This is a genomic window from Enterobacter cloacae complex sp. P27C (genome assembly GCF_014895705.1).
GTDB classification, from domain to species: Bacteria; Pseudomonadota; Gammaproteobacteria; order Enterobacterales; family Enterobacteriaceae; genus Enterobacter; species Enterobacter bugandensis.
This window is the reverse complement of record NZ_JADBQB010000004.1, coordinates 462,662-481,482: the sequence shown is the minus strand read 5'-3', so window position 1 is coordinate 481,482 and position 18,821 is coordinate 462,662. Positions and strand designations below refer to the sequence as shown.

17 protein-coding genes are annotated in these 18,821 nt (G+C 53.9%); 13 read left to right on the top strand and 4 right to left on the bottom strand.

What is annotated here, in order from left to right; all coding sequences use genetic code 11:
* The 4 genes from IM291_RS10925 to hrpB form a co-directional block, all read right to left on the bottom strand.
* Entirely contained in the window at window positions 1-714 is a 714-nt protein-coding gene (locus IM291_RS10925) for a molecular chaperone (protein WP_192986871.1), read from the bottom strand.
* Window positions 715-757: 43 nt separating this feature from the next.
* On the bottom strand, window positions 758-1,330 hold the full coding sequence (locus IM291_RS10920) for a fimbrial protein (protein ID WP_126326320.1): 573 nt from the start codon (window positions 1,328-1,330) through the stop codon (window positions 758-760).
* Between the two features lie 333 nt (window positions 1,331-1,663).
* Entirely contained in the window at window positions 1,664-4,189 is a 2,526-nt protein-coding gene (mrcB, locus tag IM291_RS10915) for a bifunctional glycosyl transferase/transpeptidase (RefSeq protein WP_045631651.1), read from the bottom strand.
* 145 nt (window positions 4,190-4,334) lie between these two features.
* Window positions 4,335-6,764: an ATP-dependent helicase HrpB gene (gene hrpB, locus IM291_RS10910; protein WP_192986839.1), complete on the bottom strand. Its 2,430-nt coding sequence runs from the start codon at window positions 6,762-6,764 to the stop codon at window positions 4,335-4,337.
* Window positions 6,765-6,837: 73 nt separating this feature from the next.
* Between hrpB and thpR the strand changes: the two genes are divergently transcribed.
* From thpR to IM291_RS10845, 13 genes are all read left to right on the top strand, one after another.
* A complete protein-coding gene (thpR, locus tag IM291_RS10905) occupies window positions 6,838-7,392 on the top strand; it encodes an RNA 2',3'-cyclic phosphodiesterase (protein WP_059357885.1) in 555 nt (184 codons plus the stop codon).
* Window positions 7,382-8,086 (top strand): DNA/RNA nuclease SfsA, encoded by a 705-nt coding sequence (gene sfsA / locus IM291_RS10900; protein WP_041911210.1) that lies wholly within the window; start codon window positions 7,382-7,384, stop codon window positions 8,084-8,086. Before thpR ends, sfsA begins: the two co-directional genes overlap by 11 nt.
* 176 nt (window positions 8,087-8,262) lie before the next feature.
* Entirely contained in the window at window positions 8,263-8,718 is a 456-nt protein-coding gene (gene dksA / locus IM291_RS10895) for an RNA polymerase-binding protein DksA (RefSeq protein WP_013095632.1), read from the top strand.
* Between the two features lie 59 nt (window positions 8,719-8,777).
* Window positions 8,778-9,668 carry a tRNA glutamyl-Q(34) synthetase GluQRS gene (gene gluQRS / locus IM291_RS10890; protein WP_192986837.1) on the top strand — a complete coding sequence of 297 codons (891 nt, stop codon included), beginning with the start codon at window positions 8,778-8,780 and terminating at the stop codon, window positions 9,666-9,668.
* Window positions 9,669-9,710: 42 nt separating this feature from the next.
* Complete coding sequence (gene pcnB, locus IM291_RS10885) at window positions 9,711-11,108, top strand: polynucleotide adenylyltransferase PcnB (protein WP_028015552.1); 1,398 nt, start codon at window positions 9,711-9,713, stop codon at window positions 11,106-11,108.
* On the top strand, window positions 11,105-11,584 hold the full coding sequence (gene folK / locus IM291_RS10880) for a 2-amino-4-hydroxy-6-hydroxymethyldihydropteridine diphosphokinase (RefSeq protein WP_047367349.1): 480 nt from the start codon (window positions 11,105-11,107) through the stop codon (window positions 11,582-11,584). The genes pcnB and folK overlap by 4 nt, the downstream gene beginning before the upstream one ends.
* A gap of 123 nt (window positions 11,585-11,707) precedes the next feature.
* On the top strand, window positions 11,708-12,499 hold the full coding sequence (gene panB, locus IM291_RS10875) for a 3-methyl-2-oxobutanoate hydroxymethyltransferase (protein WP_063438126.1): 792 nt from the start codon (window positions 11,708-11,710) through the stop codon (window positions 12,497-12,499).
* 11 nt (window positions 12,500-12,510) lie between these two features.
* Complete coding sequence (panC, locus tag IM291_RS10870) at window positions 12,511-13,362, top strand: pantoate--beta-alanine ligase (protein WP_008501942.1); 852 nt, start codon at window positions 12,511-12,513, stop codon at window positions 13,360-13,362.
* A 32-nt stretch (window positions 13,363-13,394) separates the two neighbouring features.
* On the top strand, window positions 13,395-13,775 hold the full coding sequence (panD, locus tag IM291_RS10865; protein WP_003856284.1) for an aspartate 1-decarboxylase: 381 nt from the start codon (window positions 13,395-13,397) through the stop codon (window positions 13,773-13,775).
* A 399-nt stretch (window positions 13,776-14,174) separates the two neighbouring features.
* On the top strand, window positions 14,175-14,762 hold the full coding sequence (locus IM291_RS10860; protein ID WP_047367348.1) for a fimbrial protein: 588 nt from the start codon (window positions 14,175-14,177) through the stop codon (window positions 14,760-14,762).
* A 62-nt stretch (window positions 14,763-14,824) separates the two neighbouring features.
* Complete coding sequence (locus IM291_RS10855; RefSeq protein ID WP_047367347.1) at window positions 14,825-15,562, top strand: fimbrial chaperone; 738 nt, start codon at window positions 14,825-14,827, stop codon at window positions 15,560-15,562.
* Window positions 15,563-15,627: 65 nt separating this feature from the next.
* Window positions 15,628-18,207 carry an outer membrane usher protein gene (locus IM291_RS10850; RefSeq protein WP_048961414.1) on the top strand — a complete coding sequence of 860 codons (2,580 nt, stop codon included), beginning with the start codon at window positions 15,628-15,630 and terminating at the stop codon, window positions 18,205-18,207.
* A 13-nt stretch (window positions 18,208-18,220) separates the two neighbouring features.
* Window positions 18,221-18,799, top strand: coding sequence for a fimbrial protein (locus IM291_RS10845; RefSeq protein ID WP_047367345.1), 579 nt, complete (start codon window positions 18,221-18,223; stop codon window positions 18,797-18,799).
* The last annotated feature ends 22 nt before the right edge of the window (window positions 18,800-18,821 follow it).

Sequence of the window (18,821 nt, the reverse complement as noted above, 5' to 3'; positions counted from 1 at the left end):
TTAAAGAGCCTGCTTGCGCTGTGGGGTTTGCCCACCGAAATCATTGATTGCCGTCCAGGTCACCGCGCCCTTTGCTGAATTCGGTAACGCGAAACGCTGCTCGCTGAACGGAGCCACCATCATTGAAATGGCGCCTGGCGTGGTTTTGGTCTCTTTCACCGGAACACTTTTCCCACCAACGGCCAGCTCGCCAAACGAGACGTAAAACGGGGTCGGGTTGTTTGCAATTAGCGTGTCGCCCTGACGCTGGAATGTGATTTTTGCGTAGGCTCCCAGGGCATCGCTTTCCTTCAGCTGAGCCGGACGCCAGAAAAGCTTCAGGCGCGTTTTCATCGCAAATTGCAGCGTGTTTTTCTCTTTCAGCTCCGGCGAGAGTGCCGATACGGATTTAACGTTTGCCAGAAACAGAGATTCCCGGTCTGCGGGCAGGCTTTTTTTATCGCCGGTAAAAATAACGTGCAAAAGGGTTTGACGATTTTCCTGCAATTTGTAAACAGGGGGAGTAATAATAAACGGCGCTTTCGCATCATTGGGGTAAGTGACCCAGCTTTGCACCAGATAACGTGTATGCGGATCTTTATTTTTAAGTGCTATCTGAATTTCTGATTTATTCGATGGATAAATAATTCGCGTACCACCGAGAACAACACTTGCCTGTACTGAACAGCAGGAAATAATTAAACAACCACATAACAATTTAAATAAAGTCTTCATACAATGTTCCAAAAAGGCAGCCGTTCAGGCTGCCCGTCATTGCTTAGCGATAGACAACCTCGAATGTTGCAGAGGAGGAGTAATGGCCCGCGGTTGGCGCGGTATCCCCCACCTGAATCACTTTCGCGGTGTAGTTAAAGACAGAAGCCGTTGCCCCGGTCGCGTCGTTATTCACATCGGTACCCGTATCCGGTACTGAACCGTCGAAAACAACATCGCCTTTAGCGCCGTTCTCATTGCTGACGATGATGCCAACGTTGGTCGCATTGCCTGCGCCAGTCAGATCGTTCCTCAAACGCTTGTTAGCGGCGTCTGTTGTCGTGCCGCTAAACTTGAGGTTCAGTTTAGCGACCAGCGGGTCACATTTTTTCACTTCAATCTTAAAGGCTTTTGAGGTGCCAACCGTACCGTCAGCGCCAAAATCCGAAGGATAGGTATCTGCGAAAGTGACGGTGGAAGCGTTAGTCCCTGTGCCATCAACGTTAATTTCACAGGTATCGGCAACAATTTTTCCGGCGAAGTTCACCGTACCGGAATCGTTTGATGCAAATACAGGCAGAGACAGCGCGGCCATAACGCTTCCGGCTAAAAATGTAGAGACAATTTTTTTGTTCATGAAAAATATCCTTATATTTGACAATTGTGGCATCCATTCGCACTACAAATATTTTGAGTCGAAATGTTATCCAGCATGTTACACATGACTGACTAAATAGGAATATCCTTTGAGCCAGTGAATTTCTTATGGCGATTACATCAGATTATTCTTCATTGTGTCCAGAGAGGATAAAGTTACGCAACATGTAGAAGATTTCAAATGCATGTTTTAGATGAAAAAAATGAGAACTTAAAAATTCTAAATTAGATATTTAATTTTTTTAAAAATTGCAGAATGTAAAAAACAAAAAAGCCGCTTTATATTAAAGCGGCTTTTTATTCAGGGAATTAATTAATTCCCACCAAACATATCCTTGATCCAGCCGGCCACGCCATCACTGTCTTTCTTCTCGTTCTGCTGCTGGGCCGGTTGTTGCTGCGGCTGCTGCGGCTGAGAAGATTGATCGAACGGGTTGCCCGTTGGCTGTTCAGGCTGGCTCTGCTGGCACAGTGAGTCCGGGTTGGTCGTCCAGACCGGCAGGGTACGCATCCCGCCGCCGCAGATAAAGTTCCCGGAACCATCCACGCCCATATCGACGATATCTTCCGGCGCGACCAGGTTCAGCGGCACAGGTGACTGGTTCGCCAGGTAGCGCTGGTAAATCGACATCGCCCCGCTCGCCCCGTAAAGTTTGGTCGGCTGGTTGTTGTCACGGCCTACCCAGGTGATCACCACTTCACGGCCATCAATACCGGCAAACCAGGTATCGACGTTGTTGTTGGTGGTCCCGGTTTTACCCGCCAGATGCAGACCAGGATACTTCGCCCCCAGCTGACGACCGGTACCGCGCTGCACAACCTGCTGCATCGTCCACAGCGTCATGTAGGCCGCCTGCGCAGGAACGGCACGTTCAGCCTGCGGGAAGCTCTGATACAGCACGGAGCCATCTTCGGCAATCACCGAACGCAGGGCAGAGAGCGGTGCGCGGTTACCCCCGCTGGCAATGGTCTGGAACGCCTGCGCCACTTCGATCGGCGTCAGGTTAAGCGCCCCCAGAATCATCGCCGGAACAGGGTGCAGCTGATCTTTCGGTACGCCCAGCTTCTGCCAGGTATCGACAATGGCCGGCAGACCCAGCGCCATACCGAGGTTAACCGTAGGTACGTTCATGGAGCGGGTTAACGCATCCACCAGCATCACCTGGCCGCTGAACTGTTTATCATCGTTCTGCGGTGACCAGACCTGGCCGTTAGGCTGACGCAGGGAGATTGGCGCATCGGCGATCCAGGTGTTCAGGCGATACAAATTCGGCTGGCTCAGCGCGGTGAGATAGGTCGCCGGTTTAGCCAGAGAGCCAATCGAACGACGCGCCTGCATCGCGCGGTTGTAGCCCGCATACTGCGGCTCTGCGCCGCCCACCATCGCGCGCACTTCGCCGGTATTGCGGTCAACCACCACCATCGCGGTTTCCAGATCGCTCAGCTTGCGCTGTTTCTTCAGCGCCGGAATGCCTTCCACCGCCGCTTTTTCTGCAGCGTCCTGGGCTACCGAGTCAAAGGTTGTGAAAATCTTCACGCCGGAGAGATCTTTGACCTTATCACCGAGCTTGCTTTGCAGCTCCTGGCGCACCATCTGCATGAAAGCAGGCTGCGGAGAGATCACCCCACCGCGCGGCTGCACGCCCAGCGGACGTGCGCTAAGCATGTCGTATAATTCCTGGTCAATCACCTGCTGCTGTTGCAGCAGACGCAGTACCAGGTTACGACGCTCCAGCGCCAGTTTCGGGTTACGCCACGGGTTATAGATTGACGCCCCTTTTACCATGCCCACCAGCAGCGCCTGCTGATCGAGGCTCAGCTCTTCCACCGGACGGCCAAAGTAGTACAGGCTCGCCAGCGGGAAGCCGCGGATCTCGTTATCGCCGCTCTGGCCGAGGTACACCTCGTTCATGTACAGCTCAAGGATACGATCCTTGCTGTAGCGCGCATCCATCAGCACGGCCATGTACGCTTCGTTGGCTTTACGCCAGTAAGAACGCTCGCTGGAGAGGAACAGGTTCTTCACCAACTGCTGGGTAAGCGTACTCGCTCCCTGCACGGTACGGCCCGCAGTCAGGTTCGCCAGCACCGCACGGCCGATGGAGTAGAGACTGATACCGTCGTGCTCGTAGAAATGGCGGTCTTCGGTTGCCAGCAGGGTATCCACCAGCAGATCCGGGAAGCCGTTACGCGCCACGAACAGGCGCTGTTCGCCATTGGCGGACGAGAGCATGGTGATCAGACGCGGATCAAGACGGAAGAAACCGAACTGGCGGTTATTGTCCATGTTCTCAATGGTTTCCAGCCGATCGCCGTCAAAAGTCAGACGCGCGCGCACCTGCCCCTCTTTGCTGTCCGGGAAGTCGAACGGGCGGCGGATCATCTCAATGCTTTTCGCCTGGACGGTAAATTCGCCCGGGCGGGTCATTTTCGTGACCTGACGATACTGCGTAGCTTGCAGCAGTTTCACCATCTCGTTCTTGCTGATGGACATGTCCGGCTCAAGGTTCACCATGCGACCATACACTGCCGCCGGCAATTGCCAGACTTTCCCGTCGATACGGCTGCGGATCTTCTGATCCAGATAAACGCCGTAAATCGCGATCAGCACAACAAAAACAATGAACAGCTTCAGCAGCAGCCAGAACCAGCCGCGCTTCCCACGAGGCTTACGCCCTTTGCCTTTTCCTTTACGCGGCATGGGTTCTTCATCCTCATAATCGTCTTCATAGTCATCGTCATACTCCTCATCTCTGAGGCGACGACGGCTTACCTTTTCTTTCGCCGGACGCGCGGGTTTTCCCTTACGTCCTATTGGCTCGCGGTCATTCCCCGCCATGCTTTTTCTCCGCAACTTTCAGGCGCAAAGGCCAGATTTTCTTTTCTTCCACAGGCCTGTGAAAGAAGAAATCTCTCAAAATTGGTTTTCTCCCTCTCTCCGTGGGAGAGGGCCGGGGTGAGGGCATCAGACCGCACTTTCCCCACTACGAATATTTCTTCGTCCGCCGCGTCGGCGCCGTATTCGCCGGATCGTCCGGCCATACGTGTTTGGGGTAGCGCCCTTTCATCTCTTTCTGCACTTCACGGTAGCTTCCCGCCCAGAACGCCCCCAGATCGCGGGTGATCTGCAACGGACGATGCGCAGGCGAGAGCAGCTCAAGCACCAACGGCACCCGCCCTTCCGCAATAGACGGCGTGGTTGCCTCACCAAACATCTCCTGCATCCGAACCGCCAGCGCCGGAGGATTATCCTCATGATAACGAATGGCAATCCGGCTCCCGGTGGGCACAGTGTAATGCCCAGGAAGCTCACTATCCAGACGTTGACGTAATGACCAGTCCAGTAAATTCTGTAACGCGGTCTTAACATCAAGCGCCTTAAGGGCGCGCAGAGAGTGCACGCCGCTCATTTGCGGCAGCAGCCACTGCTCAAGCGTCGCGAGCAGCGTCTCATCATCCACCGCGGGCCAGCCGTATTCCGGTAGCCACTTCGCGGCGCAGTGCAGACGAATGCGATACTGTTCAGCTTCCGGCGTCCAGTTCAGGACGTTAAGGCCCTTTTCCCGAATGCCGTTCAGCATTGCCTGGTGTAACTCTTCTTCCGACGGCTTCGCCAGCGGTTTCGTCCCGAGGATCAGTTTGCCAATCTGACTACGCCGAAACGCCTTTAGCGTCCCCTGAGCGTCATCCCATTCCATGATGTCCGATTGCTGGAGCAGCTGCGGGCAGGTACGCGTCAGGGCATCTATGTCCACGGCAATCGCCTGTAAAATACGGGCATCAGGAGACTGGCTGCCCTGAAGCAGGAGCGGCGCGATCAGCCATTCATGTCGCGTCAGGGCATCATCGCTGTCCAGCATCGCCCCCATGCCGTTTGCCAGCTGGTAGCGTCCATCCAGCCCGCGGCGGCGCGCAATCCTGTCCGGGAAGGCCAGCGCCAGAAGGGAGGCAATCTTATCGCCGTCAGGTGAACCGCCCCGGCAGTTCAGGCGTTTGCACAGCTGCTGCGCCCGCTGCTGCCAGTTTCCCTGATTGCGCGAAAACGCCTGCCCCAGATCGCTGCTGCCTCCGCGCGGCGGCTCCTCAAGAATAGCCGCCAGTTTCGCCGCTGTGGCAATTTCATCTTCGCCCTGAGCGGCCACCAGCATCGCCGCCAGACGCGGATCGTTGCCCAGCGCCGCCATTTTCTGACCGCGCGCCGTCAGACGTTCCCCTTCCAGCGCGCCAAGCTGGGTGAGCAGGCTGCGCGCGGCGGCGAGATTCACGACAGGCGGTGGATTAAGCCAGGTGAGCTGTTCAGGATCCGGGCAACCCCAAAGCAGGAGATCCATCACCAGCCCGGAGAGATCGCTTTGTAAAATCTCCGGCGTGCTTTGCTGTGCCGCGCGTTCAGCCTGCTCCGCGCTGGTCAAATGCAGGCAAATACCCGGCTCAAGACGCCCCGCACGGCCCGCGCGCTGCACCATTGACGCCTGACTGATGCGTTGTGTCAGCAGTTTAGTCAGCCCGGTGCGCGGATCAAAGCTCGCCACCCTCTCCTGCGCGCTATCCACCACCAGGCGAATGCCTTCGATGGTTAAACTGGTTTCGGCAATGTTGGTTGCCAGGACGACTTTACGCTGCCCCGCCGGGGCGGGAAGGATGGCTTTACGCTGCTCGGTCAACGACAGGGCGCCATAGAGCGGGCAAAGCAGTACGTCACTGCCCACCCTGGAGGCCAGCCGCTCCTGCACGCGCTGAATCTCCCCCACGCCGGGCAAAAACAGCAGCAGCGAGCCGGGCGCCTGGCGAAGCAGGTCAGCAGTGGCAATAGCTACCGCTTCGTCAAAGCGCTGATGGGCAGGAAGCGGCTGATAGCGCCGCTCAACAGGAAATGCCCGTCCTTCTGAGATGATGACCGGCGCATCGGGTAATGCCTGTCGTAGCCGCTCGTTATCCAGCGTCGCCGACATAATCAGCAGCCGCAGATCGTCGCGCAGCCCCTGCTGAACGTCGAGCAACAGCGCGAGGGCCAGATCGGCCTGCAGGCTGCGCTCGTGGAATTCATCCAGGATCACAAGCCCGACGCCGTTCAACTCCGGGTCGTTTTGCAGCATGCGGGTAAGAATGCCTTCGGTGACCACCTCAAGCCGCGTGGACGGGCCGACGCAGGTTTCGGCGCGCATCCGGTAGCCTACCGTTTCACCCGGTTTTTCATTCAGCAGTTCCGCCAGGCGCTGCGCCACGTTGCGCGCGGCCAGCCTGCGCGGCTCCAGCAGGATAATTTTCCCGGCAATCTTCCCCTCTTTAAGGATCTGCAGCGGCAGCCAGGTAGATTTACCCGCCCCCGTAGGCGCGTTAAGCAAAACCTGCGGGGCATGTTGTAAGGCAGCGAGAAGCTCAGGAAGAACGACGGCGACCGGCAATGAGGACACTAACAGCTCCAGAGGGTTAACATTAGTCGGCGTACATTGTAGCATCGGCGCATATCATTACCGAGTCCCCCGTATGTCTGATTCGAAACGGCTGTTTTTTGCCATTGAATTGCCCACCCCCCTTCAGCGGCAAATCGTTCGCTGGCGCGCGGAACATTTTCCACCGGAAGCGGGCCGACCCGTTGCGGCGGCAAACCTGCACCTGACGCTGGCCTTTTTGGGTGACGTGAGCGCCGAAAAACAGCGGGCATTAGCCGCCATGGCCGGGCGTATTGTCCAGCCGGCGTTTACGCTGCACCTTGACGATGCGGGTCAGTGGCTGCGTTCGCGCGTGGTCTGGCTGGGTACGCGCCAGCCGCCGCGCGGGTTGTTACAGCTCGCCAATATGTTGCGCGCGCAGGCAGCGCGCAGCGGCTGTTACCAGAGCCCGCAGCCGTTTCATCCGCACGTCACGCTGCTGCGCGATGCCGGTCAGGCTGTTGCCATTCCGCCGCCGGGTTTTCACTGGGCTTTTCCGGTTAATGAATTCGCGCTTTATGAATCCGTCTTTGCACGGGGACGCACCCGCTACAGGCCGCTACAGCGCTGGACGTTGGGCGACACCACAAGGAATTCCGATGAAGTTTAGTCCTGCACTCCAGTCCGCCACGCTGATCCAACGCTACAAACGCTTCCTCGCCGACGTGGTGACGCCGGAAGGCGAAGAGCTCACCCTGCACTGCCCCAACACCGGCGCCATGACCGGTTGCGCCGCACCGGGTGACACGGTCTGGTATTCCACTTCAGAAAATACTAAACGCAAATATCCCCATACCTGGGAAATAACCGAAACGCAAAACGGGGCGTTTATTTGTGTTAATACTCTGCGTGCAAATCAGCTGGTTAAGGAAGCGCTGACGAATGGCGCCATTCCCGAACTGGTGGGTTACGGTACGCATAAAACAGAAGTGAAATACGGCGATGAAGGCAGCAGAATTGACTTCATGTTACAGGCGGAAGGCCGTCCTGAGTGCTATATTGAAGTAAAATCAGTGACGTTAGCGGAACAGGAAAACGGCTTCTTTCCGGATGCGGTAACGCTGCGCGGGCAGAAGCATCTGCGAGAGCTAATGAGTGTTGCGGCGGCGGGCAAACGCGCCGTATTGCTGTTTGCGGTGTTGCATACAGCGATTGAACGGTTTTCCCCTGCCCGCCATATCGATCCTAAATACGCACAACTGTTGAATGAGGCACAAAAGCAGGGGGTAGAGGTTTTAGCTTATAAAGCGGAACTTTCTGCCGATAATATGACTCTGAGATCGTCTCTTCCCATTGTCTTATAAGGGATTAGACGATTGATGAATAAGTGTTCTGGCCGCGTGCGCAAATACGCTTTTCCTCACAGGCTTGTCAAGTGTTACGTTTAGATAATTGCCATACGGAAAAGCATCTGCTATTTATAGCGACCTGATTTTTCCCCCAACACGGGGATCGATAGTGCGTGTTAAGGAGAAGCAACATGCAAGAAGGGCAAAACCGTAAAACATCGTCCCTGAGTATTCTCGCCATCGCTGGGGTGGAGCCGTATCAAGAGAAGCCGGGCGAAGAGTATATGAACGAAGCCCAGCTGTCGCACTTCAAGCGTATTCTTGAAGCATGGCGTAATCAACTCAGGGATGAAGTGGATCGCACCGTTTCGCATATGCAGGATGAAGCTGCTAACTTCCCGGATCCGGTAGACCGTGCCGCTCAGGAAGAAGAGTTCAGCCTCGAACTGCGTAACCGTGACCGCGAACGCAAACTGATCAAAAAGATCGAGAAAACGCTGAAAAAAGTCGAAGACGAAGATTTTGGCTACTGCGAATCCTGCGGTGTTGAAATCGGTATTCGTCGCCTGGAAGCGCGTCCAACCGCCGATCTGTGCATCGACTGTAAAACGCTGGCCGAAATCCGCGAAAAACAGATGGCCGGCTAACGCCAGCGCTGTTTATACACTTCAAAGGCGGGAGTCTCTCCCGCCTTGTTACTGTTGATATGTCTGAATCACACTATATCGGGCGCTTTGCGCCATCTCCTTCCGGTGAATTACACTTCGGCTCATTAATTGCCGCGCTTGGCAGCTACCTGCAGGCTCGCGCCAGTCAGGGTAAATGGCTCGTCCGCATCGAAGATATTGACCCTCCGCGTGAAGTTCCCGGTGCTGCAGACACCATTCTGCGTCAGCTGGAACATTACGGTCTTCACTGGGACGGCAACGTTCTGTGGCAGTCACAACGTCATGAGGCTTATCGGGAACGTCTGGCCTGGCTCAGCGCTCAGGGACTCTCCTATAACTGCACCTGCACCCGCGCGCGTATCCAGAGCGTGGGAGGTGTGTATGACGGCCACTGCCGCACGCTGAATCTTCCCCCGGAAAATGCCGCCGTACGCTTGCTACAGCGCGCGCCCGTCACCCGCTTCCACGATCGGCTCTCCGGTGAGATTAGGGCGGATGAACGTCTGGCATGTGAAGATTTTATTATTCACCGTCGTGATGGTCTGTTTGCGTATAACCTGGCGGTGGTCGTCGACGATCATTTCCAGGGCGTGACGGAAATTGTGCGCGGGGCGGACCTGGTCGAACCGACCGTACGGCAAATCTCGCTTTATCATCAGTTTGGCTGGACGGTGCCGGATTACATTCATCTGCCGCTGGCGGTCAATGCGCAGGGCGTTAAGCTCTCCAAGCAGAACCACGCCCCGGCCCTGCCAGACGGCGATCCGCGTCCTGTTTTGATCGACGCGCTGCGATTTCTCAACCAGAATGTAACCAACGAATGGCAGGATCTGCGCATTGACGAATTGCTGAAAATAGCCATTGCCAACTGGACGCTCGCGGCAGTGCCAAAAATCCAGCATTCTCAAATGCGTTGCGCTGAGCTATGATTAGCCGCTTTTTTCATAACAAAACACACTACGAGGTGTACCATTTTTACCCGAGTCGCTAATTTTTGCCGAAAAGTGCTAAGTCGCGAAGAGAGCATGGCGAACGACGCTATTGCACAGCCACACATGTCGGTTATTCCGCGTGAGCAGCACAATATTTCCCGCAAAGATATCAGTGAAAATGCCCTCAAGGTACTCTATCGTCTGAATAAAGCGGGCTACGAGGCCTATCTCGTTGGCGGTGGGGTGCGTGATTTACTGCTGGGCAAAAAACCGAAAGATTTCGACGTGACGACCAGCGCCACGCCCGAGCAGGTGCGTAAATTATTCCGCAACTGCCGTCTCGTTGGCCGCCGTTTCCGTCTGGCTCACGTGATGTTTGGGCCGGAAATCATCGAAGTGGCGACCTTCCGCGGCCACCACGAAGCGGGTGCATCCGACCGCACCACGTCACAGCGCGGCCAGAACGGTATGCTGCTGCGCGACAATATCTTCGGCTCTATCGAAGAAGATGCCCAGCGTCGCGACTTCACCATCAACAGCCTTTATTACAGCGTGGCGGATTTTACCGTGCGTGATTACGTCGGCGGCATGCAGGACCTGAAAGAGGGTCTGATCCGCCTGATCGGCACGCCGGAAACGCGCTATCGTGAAGATCCGGTGCGCATGCTGCGCGCCGTGCGTTTTGCCGCCAAGCTGAACATGCGCATCAGCCCGGAAACCGCAGAGCCGATCCCGCGTCTGGCGACGCTGATTAACGACGTGCCGCCTGCCCGCCTGTTTGAAGAGGCGCTGAAGCTGCTGCAGGCCGGCTACGGGTTCGAAACCTACAATCTGCTGCGCGAATACAACCTGTTCCAGCCTCTGTTCCCGACCATTACCCGTTACTTCACCGAAAACGGTGACAGCCCAATGGAGCGGATGATTGCGCAGGTGCTGAAAAATACTGACACCCGCATCCATAACGATATGCGCGTGAACCCGGCATTCCTGTTTGCGGCAATGTTCTGGTACCCGCTGCTGGAAACGGCTCAAAGAATCACCCAGGAGAGCGGCCTCGCCTATTACGATGCCTTCGCGCTGGCCGCGAACGATGTATTGGACGAAGGGTGCCGCACGCTGGCTATCCCAAAACGTATTACCACGCTGGTGCGCGACATCTGGCAGCTTCAGCTGCGCATGTCCCGCCGTCAGGGCAAACGTGCCTGGAAGCTGATGGAGCATCCAAAGTTCCGCGCCGCCTTCGACCTGCTGTCGCTGCGTGCGGAAACTGAACGCAATCAGGAGCTGCAGCGCCTGGCGCAGTGGTGGGCCGAATTCCAGGTTTCCGCCCCGCCGGAGCAGAAAGATATGCTGACCGGGCTGGATGAAGAACCTGCCCCGCGTCGCCGTCATCGTCGTCCGCGCAAACGCGCACCGCGGCGTGAAGGAACAGCATGACCCTCGCGTATATCGCCATCGGCAGCAATTTAGCCTCTCCGCTGGAGCAGGTGAATGCTGCCGTACAGGCGCTGGGTGAGATCCCGCAAAGCCGTATCGTGGCGGTCTCCTCCTTTTACCGCACGCCGCCGCTAGGCCCGCAGGATCAGCCTGATTATCTGAACGCCGCCGTGGTGCTGGAAACATCCCTCGATGCCGAAACGCTGCTGGACAACACTCAGCGCATCGAACTGCAGCAGGGGCGCGTACGCAAAGCCGAACGCTGGGGGCCGCGCACGCTTGATCTCGATATTATGCTGTTCGGCCATGAGGTGATTAACACTGAACGCCTCACCGTACCGCATTACGACATGAAAAATCGTGGCTTTATGCTCTGGCCGCTCTTTGAAGTGGCGCCCGATCTCACCTTCCCGGAAGGCATCCCGCTCAAGGCCGTTCTGGACAACCTGAACGCGGAAAGACCCGCTCGCTGGTGATCCTCTTCCCTCACCGGTTGACCACAAAATAATTGTGGTTAATCGGTTGCCTAAAATCATTGTTCCCTCGAATGTTACTGTTAGAATGCGCAAAGATTCGCTTTTGGGCTATCAGGAAACAGTATGAAACCAACCACCATCTCCTTACTGCAGAAATGCAAACAGGAAAAAAAACGCTTCGCCACCATCACCGCGTATGACTACAGCTTCGCCAAACTGTTTGCCGAAGAGGGGATCAACGTCATGCTGGTCGGGGATTCGTTAGGGATGACGGTACAAGGACATGATTCCACCCTGCCGGTCACGGTCGAAGATATTGCATATCACACCCGTGCGGTACGCCGCGGTGCGCCAGGCTGCCTTCTGCTTTCCGACCTGCCGTTTATGGCCTATGCCACGCCAGAGCAGGCATTTGAAAACGCGGCGGCAGTGATGCGCGCTGGCGCTAACATGGTCAAAATTGAAGGCGGCGCCTGGCTGGTGGATACGGTGAAAATGCTCACCGAACGCGCCGTGCCGGTGTGTGGTCATTTGGGCCTGACCCCGCAGTCCGTCAACATCTTTGGCGGGTATAAGGTGCAGGGCCGCGGCGACGCAGCGCAGACGCTGTTTGAGGATGCCCTGGCGCTGGAAGCCGCTGGCGCACAGCTGCTGGTGCTGGAGTGCGTGCCGGTTGAGCTGGCGAAACGCATCACCGACGCACTCTCCATTCCGGTGATTGGTATTGGTGCAGGCAACGTGACCGACGGTCAGATTCTGGTGATGCACGACGCCTTTGGTATTACAGGCGGGCATATCCCGAAATTTGCCAAAAATTTCCTCACTGAAGCGGGCGACATGCGCGCTGCGGTCAGGCAGTATATTGCCGACGTTGAATCCGGTGTTTACCCGGGTGAAGAACACAGTTTCCATTAAGGAGTCTCGTTGTGCTAATCATTGAAACCCTGCCGCTGCTTCGCCAGCATATCCGCCGCGCGCGTCAGGAAGGTAAACGTATCGCACTGGTCCCGACCATGGGCAATCTGCATGACGGCCACATGAAGCTCGTCGACGAAGCCCGTGCGCGAGCAGATATCGTGGTGGTCAGTATCTTCGTGAACCCCATGCAGTTTGACCGCGCCGACGATCTGGCACGCTATCCGCGCACCCTGCAGGAAGATTGCGAGAAGCTCAAAAAACGCCACGCGGATATCGTCTTCTCACCTGCACCGGCGGACGTTTACCCGCAGGGTACCGAAGAGGCGACCTACGTTGACGTCCCGGGCATTTCTACCATGCTGGAAGGAGCAAGCCGTCCGGGCCACTTCCGCGGCGTCTCCACCATCGTCAGCAAGCTATTTAACCTGGTGCAGCCGGACGTTGCCTGCTTCGGTGAGAAAGATTTCCAGCAGCTGGCGCTGATCCGCAAGATGGTTGCTGACATGGGTTACGATATTGAGATCGTCGGCGTACCGATTGTGCGTGCGAAAGACGGTCTGGCACTCAGCTCGCGGAATGGTTACCTGACCGCCGAACAGCGTAAAATCGCGCCGGGCCTGAGCAAGGTTATGAACACCATGGCAGAGCAGATGCTGGCAAAAGAGTTAACAGCAGAAGAGATTATTGCCCTTGCCGAGCAGGCGCTTAACGATAAGGGCCTTCGTGCTGACGACGTACAAATTCGTGATGCTGATACGCTGCTGGAATTAACCCAGAACAGCAAGCGCGCAGTCATCCTGGTGGCGGCATGGCTCGGCCAGGCACGCCTGATTGACAATAAAGTGGTTGAGCTGGCGTAGTTCTTCACCCTTGATAATTAAAGGTAAATGTAATGATTCGCAAAATGCTGCAAGGTAAGCTTCACCGTGTGAAAGTCACCCAGGCCGACCTGCACTATGAAGGCTCCTGCGCCATTGACCAGGATTTTCTCGACGCGGCGGGTATCCTTGAAAACGAAGCGATTGATATCTGGAACGTGAACAACGGTAAACGCTTCTCTACTTATGCGATTGCCGCCGAGCGCGGTTCTAAAATCATCTCCGTTAACGGCGCTGCGGCGCACTGTGCGGACGTGGGCGACATTGTGATCATCGCCAGCTTCGTGATGATGTCTGACGAAGAAGCCCGCCGCTGGCAGCCTAAAGTGGCCTACTTCGAAGGCGACAATGAAATGAAGCGCACCGCAAAGGCGATTCCGGTTCAGGTTGCCTGATTCCAACAAGGAGCGGAACCCTCTGGATCCGCTCCTTAACGGGAAAAAACACATCATTCTGAATTATGTAAATAGCATCTCTTTACTCATTTCACTTATTTTCACCTCTCTTTTCGCGTCTCCTTTCTTAAATAAACATTCCCCTCAATTATATACAAAGGGAAAATGATCAATGTCATTAATAATCCAAGCCTGCCAATAGCATATCAACGCAATAAAAAATAACCCCCAGTGTTTTTTTTGAGATCATTTTCAAGATCTTTTTCAATGACTTATCAATCTTTAATTTTTTCTAATTATAACTTTTAGTAATTCTAAATACCCAACGTATACAGAGATCCCTATCATCATTTTGCTTGTATTAAATCATTACAATGTTTTTTAAATGGAATTTCAATTATGTTAAAAAAAACGTTATTAGCTTCAGCTGTAGCTTTGTTTGCAGTAGGTTCTTTTTCAGCAATCGCAGATACGGATCTTGGTTTAATCACCTTTGATGGTGCGGTAACAGACACAACATGTAATATTTCCACCTCTAATGGTGAATCACAAAGCAATATTACTATTACCTTACCCGTCGTTAAAAAATCTGAAGTTGAATCCACAACTATTGATACTGGCGTCGGTTCCAAAAACTTTGAACTGCTGCTCACCAATTGCCCTGAAACATTAAAGAATGCCTCTGCAAGCTTCATGTCAAAAAATATGGGCGCTATTGCGAACGGTACTATTGAACCCGATGCTAACGTACAAGGCTCTGCAACCAACGTTGCACTTGCCCTGTTTAACAATGCCCCAACCATTTCATCTCGTATTATGGTAGGCCAGCCTGACAATAATACGCAGAAAACAGACCTGAAAGCCGGCTCCGGTAAACTGTTCTACCGCGTTGCTTATGTCCCTGGCTCCAATTGGGTGAAAGATACTAGCCCTGTGCAGTCAGGTAAAGTTAGCGCCAACGCTTACTTCACCATGAGCTACGAATAATTTTATTCGTCCTGTTAATGTGCCCAGCCGGGCACATTTTTTCGTATTATTTGAGAGTAGACATGTACTTACTGAATATTAAGAGCGGATTAAAAGCCCTGCTGCTGGCCTCGGTGAGCGTTTTTGCTCTTAACGCCAGTGCAGATATTGTGATTTCCGGCACCCGTGTCATTTATCCAGAATCAGCAAAAGACGTAACGGTGTCTATGGATAACCGTGGCACCAGACCTTTACTGGTACAAACCTGGCTCGATGACGGAAGAGATACCACTAATCCTCAAGAGCTGAAACTTCCCTTTATTGTCACGCCTCCTGTATCGCGTGTAGAACCGCAAAAAGGGCAAACGGTCAGAATCACCTGGCTTGGTCAGTCATTGCCAAAAGATAAAGAATCCCTGTTCTGGTTTAACGTTCTGGAAGTTCCGCCAAAGGCAAAGGAAAGCGATACGCAAAGCATGCTTCAGCTGGCATTCCGTACCCGCATAAAACTCTTTTTCCGGCCTACAGGTTTGAAAGGAGAACCGACAGATGCGGCTAAAAATCTTAAATGGACTGAAACCCGGCAAGGTCAAAATATCGTTTTAAGTGCGAAGAATGATTCACCTTATTATGTATCACTGGCGGGGGCAACGCTTATTGCTGGTGCTAAAAGCTACGATATTGAAACGCATTATATTGAGCCATTCTCAAGCCAGACTATGAACGTAAAAAATCATAACACCTTGGGGTATAACAAAATCACCTGGCAAGCCATCAATGATTTCGGTGGAATTGATAAGTATGAATCCATACAGAATTAATTATTTATCCGCCTCGTATCATTCGGAATAACTATAATTAGCTTAACTCTGGGACAGAGTACATCATGCGGTTTAAACGTTCACTACTATGTTTATCGATAAGTGCGGTATTGCCGTTTTGTGCATTTGCTGCTGAAAATAATAAAGAAGAAGACGTGCAGTTTAACGATCAGTTTCTTTATAACACCGGTACATCAATTGATGTCAGCCGTTTTTCAAAAGGCAACCCTGTTCTTGCCGGGACGTATAAGGTGAAGGTTGTTATTAACGGGAAACCTTCCATTACCACGGATCTTGTGTTTAAGGAGAATGGTACACCGCGCGCCACGCCCTGCATCACGCGTAAACTGCTCACCCAGACAAATGTAGCAACCGAGCAACTTAAACCAGCAGGGGATGATTCCGAAGATACGTGCATCTCTGTGTCAGACGCCTATCCCGGCTCACGTGTGGCTTACGATCCTTCCACACAGGAGTTGGACCTTTCTATTCCCCAGGCTTTCGTCATTCAGCGCCCGGCGGGATTTGTCGATCCTTCACTTTGGGAAGACGGGATCCCGGCGGCGATGCTCTCCTGGGATCTTAACGGCTGGCACGCGGACACGTCTGATTACAGCACCGATACGGCCTACGCAGGGTTGCGCTATGGAGCAAACCTGGGCCCGTGGCGGCTCCGGGCACGAGGTAATCTGAACTGGGATCGGGATTCCGGTACTCATTACGCCAGCCAGGACATTTATCTCCAGCGTGATATCACGCCGCTGAAAGCACAGTTTATCGCGGGAGATTCCTACACCCGTGGAGATGCTTTCGATTCCATTAGTCTGCGCGGGGCGCGTTTATATAACGATGATCGTATGCTTCCTAATGGCATATCGACTTATGCGCCGGTGATTCGGGGTGTGGCAAACAGCAACGCCAAAGTCACGATCGCCCAGAGCGGAAACACGATTTACGAAACCTCCGTCCCGCCGGGGCCCTTTGAAATCTCAGATCTGAGTACGACGGGTTATGGCAGCGATCTGATCGTCACTGTAGAAGAAGCGGATGGCAGCAAACGTTCCTTCTCGGTCGCGTATTCCTCGGTCGCGCAAATGCTGCGCCCGGGCTACTCCCGATGGGATGTCGGCGTGGGTGAACTGCGTGACGATAACCTACGTGACAAGCCAAAGGTAGGTTACGCCACGGGCTATTATGGATTAACCAATACCTTCACAGGTTATGCGGGTCTGGAGTACACCGATAGCGATTTTTACGCCGCATTAGTGGGTTTGGCTATGAACACCCGCATTGGCGCATTCGCCTTTGATGTCACGCATTCTGATGCCCGGATCGACGGCTTACGGCATCTTAAGGGTGAGAGTTATCGTATCTCCTACAGCAAACTCATGGAAGCCACGAATACCTCTTTCAACGTAGCAGCATACCGGTTTTCGACATCTGACTATCTCAGCCTGAGCGATGCAGCTTCCTTGACCAACGAGATCAAATACCGTGACAGGGAGCTTAACCCTGACCGTGATAACAGCGATGTGTACCAGACTTTCCAGCGCATGAAGAACCAGATCCAGGTGAACATCAGCCAGCCGTTGGCCTTTAACGGCCTTGATTTGGGATCGCTGTATGTCAACTCCACCTGGCAGGATTACTGGAATGAAAGCAGCTCATCAGCGCAGTACTCGGTTGGCCACAGTCAATCGTTAAGCTGGGGAAGTTACAGCCTCTCCGTGCAGCGCACCTACAACGAGTTCGGGGAAAAAGATGATAGTGTCTATCTGAGCCTCACAATTCCTTTCGACACGCTGATGGGTAACGGCAAGCGTGCAGGCGGGTTCTCATCCCTCACCACGGGCATCGGCAGCGATCTAAAAGGCGGTGGAAGTTTTAACGCCAGCGCCAACGGCAACACCGAAGATAACCGGTTCAGTTACAGCATCACCGAAAGCACCACGCGTAACGACGATACATTAAATCAGCTAAGCGGTTACGGGAGTTATAACGGCCCGCATGGACCGGTGAGTCTTTCCGTCTCCGCATCCGATGACGATAGCCGACAATATTCCGCCAGCTATAGCGGCGGGATGATTCTGCACTCTGGTGGCATAACACTCGCCCCTGGCAGCATTAGCGAAAGCGATACGCTTGCGCTGATTAAAGCTGAGGGAGCAGAAGGTGCCCGAGTCTCCATCGGTAACGGTGAAATTGGCTCTTCAGGCTATGCCCTTATGCCCTATCTGTCTGCCTACCGTGAAAACAACGTCGGTCTTGATATCAGCGATATGCGCTCTGACGTTGAAGTGAAAAATACCCGTTCCACTACTGTCCCGCGTAGCGGTGCCGTTGTGCTGGTTAATTTTGAGACCGATCAAGGGCGTTCAGTGTTAATGGAACTGACGCGTGACGACGGTGGGTTTATTCCGCTTGGTGCCGATGTTCAAACTGAGCAAGGCGTATCCGTAGGTAGCGTAGGCCAGGCCGGGCAAGCCTGGATTCGCGGAATTGAAGATAAAGGGTTGTTAAAAATCGTCTGGGGAAGTGAGTCCGGCACATCCTGTACTGTCTCCTATCAGATTCCGCCCAATGCGAAAAAGATTGGACCAACAACGCTGCTGACAGGCCAGACCTGCCGCATCACAGTATTATAAAAGGAGTTAGAGCATGCTTTTTAAACCTGGGAAAAAAACAGGATTATGGGTATTAAGTTCGAGTCTGATGGCGCTGTCGCTCGGAACATACGCCGATAATCTCGATATTACCTTTACCGCTAATATCCGTGACACCACCTGCGATATGAAAATTGAAGGTGGCAGCGGTGATGGCTCCAGCAACGTTATTCCCATTGGCACCGACGGCAAGGTACGCCTGGATTACATCATCCTCAAAAATGCCAAAGCAACAACAAATTTTAAACTCAAAATGGTCTCATGCCCTTCGAGTCTGACAAAGCTGAACACGACCATTAGTGGTAGTGCCAGCCCACTGAATACGGCAATTAAAAATTCACTCTCCGGTGAGGGCAGCGCAGAAAATATTGGCGTGGCGATTTCCCGCACCGCCACTCCGGATGCCCCTTTTGTCATTAATTCATCCACTGATACTCAGCGCCTCGTCTGGTCGAGCGGAGAAATAAGTGCTGGCGAAGTTCAACTCCTGGCGACGCTGGTGGAAACTGCAAGCGGGCAAGGCATGACCGGCAACTTTAGCGGTATCGCTACGTTTAATTTCACCTATGAATAACTGGCGCAATACGGAGCGTTAA

What these genes read in the sequence shown, in the direction of transcription:
- IM291_RS10925 (WP_192986871.1), bottom strand. Translation starts at nt 714, where the DNA reads ATGAAGACTTTATTTAAATTGTTATGTGGTTGTTTAATTATTTCCTGC.
- IM291_RS10920 (WP_126326320.1), bottom strand. Translation starts at nt 1,330, where the DNA reads ATGAACAAAAAAATTGTCTCTACATTTTTAGCCGGAAGCGTTATGGCC.
- mrcB (WP_045631651.1), bottom strand. Translation starts at nt 4,189, where the DNA reads ATGGCGGGGAATGACCGCGAGCCAATAGGACGTAAGGGAAAACCCGCG.
- thpR (WP_059357885.1), top strand. Translation starts at nt 6,838, where the DNA reads ATGTCTGATTCGAAACGGCTGTTTTTTGCCATTGAATTGCCCACCCCC.
- sfsA (WP_041911210.1), top strand. Translation starts at nt 7,382, where the DNA reads ATGAAGTTTAGTCCTGCACTCCAGTCCGCCACGCTGATCCAACGCTAC.
- dksA (WP_013095632.1), top strand. Translation starts at nt 8,263, where the DNA reads ATGCAAGAAGGGCAAAACCGTAAAACATCGTCCCTGAGTATTCTCGCC.
- gluQRS (WP_192986837.1), top strand. Translation starts at nt 8,778, where the DNA reads ATGTCTGAATCACACTATATCGGGCGCTTTGCGCCATCTCCTTCCGGT.
- folK (WP_047367349.1), top strand. Translation starts at nt 11,105, where the DNA reads ATGACCCTCGCGTATATCGCCATCGGCAGCAATTTAGCCTCTCCGCTG.
- panB (WP_063438126.1), top strand. Translation starts at nt 11,708, where the DNA reads ATGAAACCAACCACCATCTCCTTACTGCAGAAATGCAAACAGGAAAAA.
- panD (WP_003856284.1), top strand. Translation starts at nt 13,395, where the DNA reads ATGATTCGCAAAATGCTGCAAGGTAAGCTTCACCGTGTGAAAGTCACC.
- IM291_RS10860 (WP_047367348.1), top strand. Translation starts at nt 14,175, where the DNA reads ATGTTAAAAAAAACGTTATTAGCTTCAGCTGTAGCTTTGTTTGCAGTA.
- IM291_RS10855 (WP_047367347.1), top strand. Translation starts at nt 14,825, where the DNA reads ATGTACTTACTGAATATTAAGAGCGGATTAAAAGCCCTGCTGCTGGCC.
- IM291_RS10850 (WP_048961414.1), top strand. Translation starts at nt 15,628, where the DNA reads ATGCGGTTTAAACGTTCACTACTATGTTTATCGATAAGTGCGGTATTG.
- IM291_RS10845 (WP_047367345.1), top strand. Translation starts at nt 18,221, where the DNA reads ATGCTTTTTAAACCTGGGAAAAAAACAGGATTATGGGTATTAAGTTCG.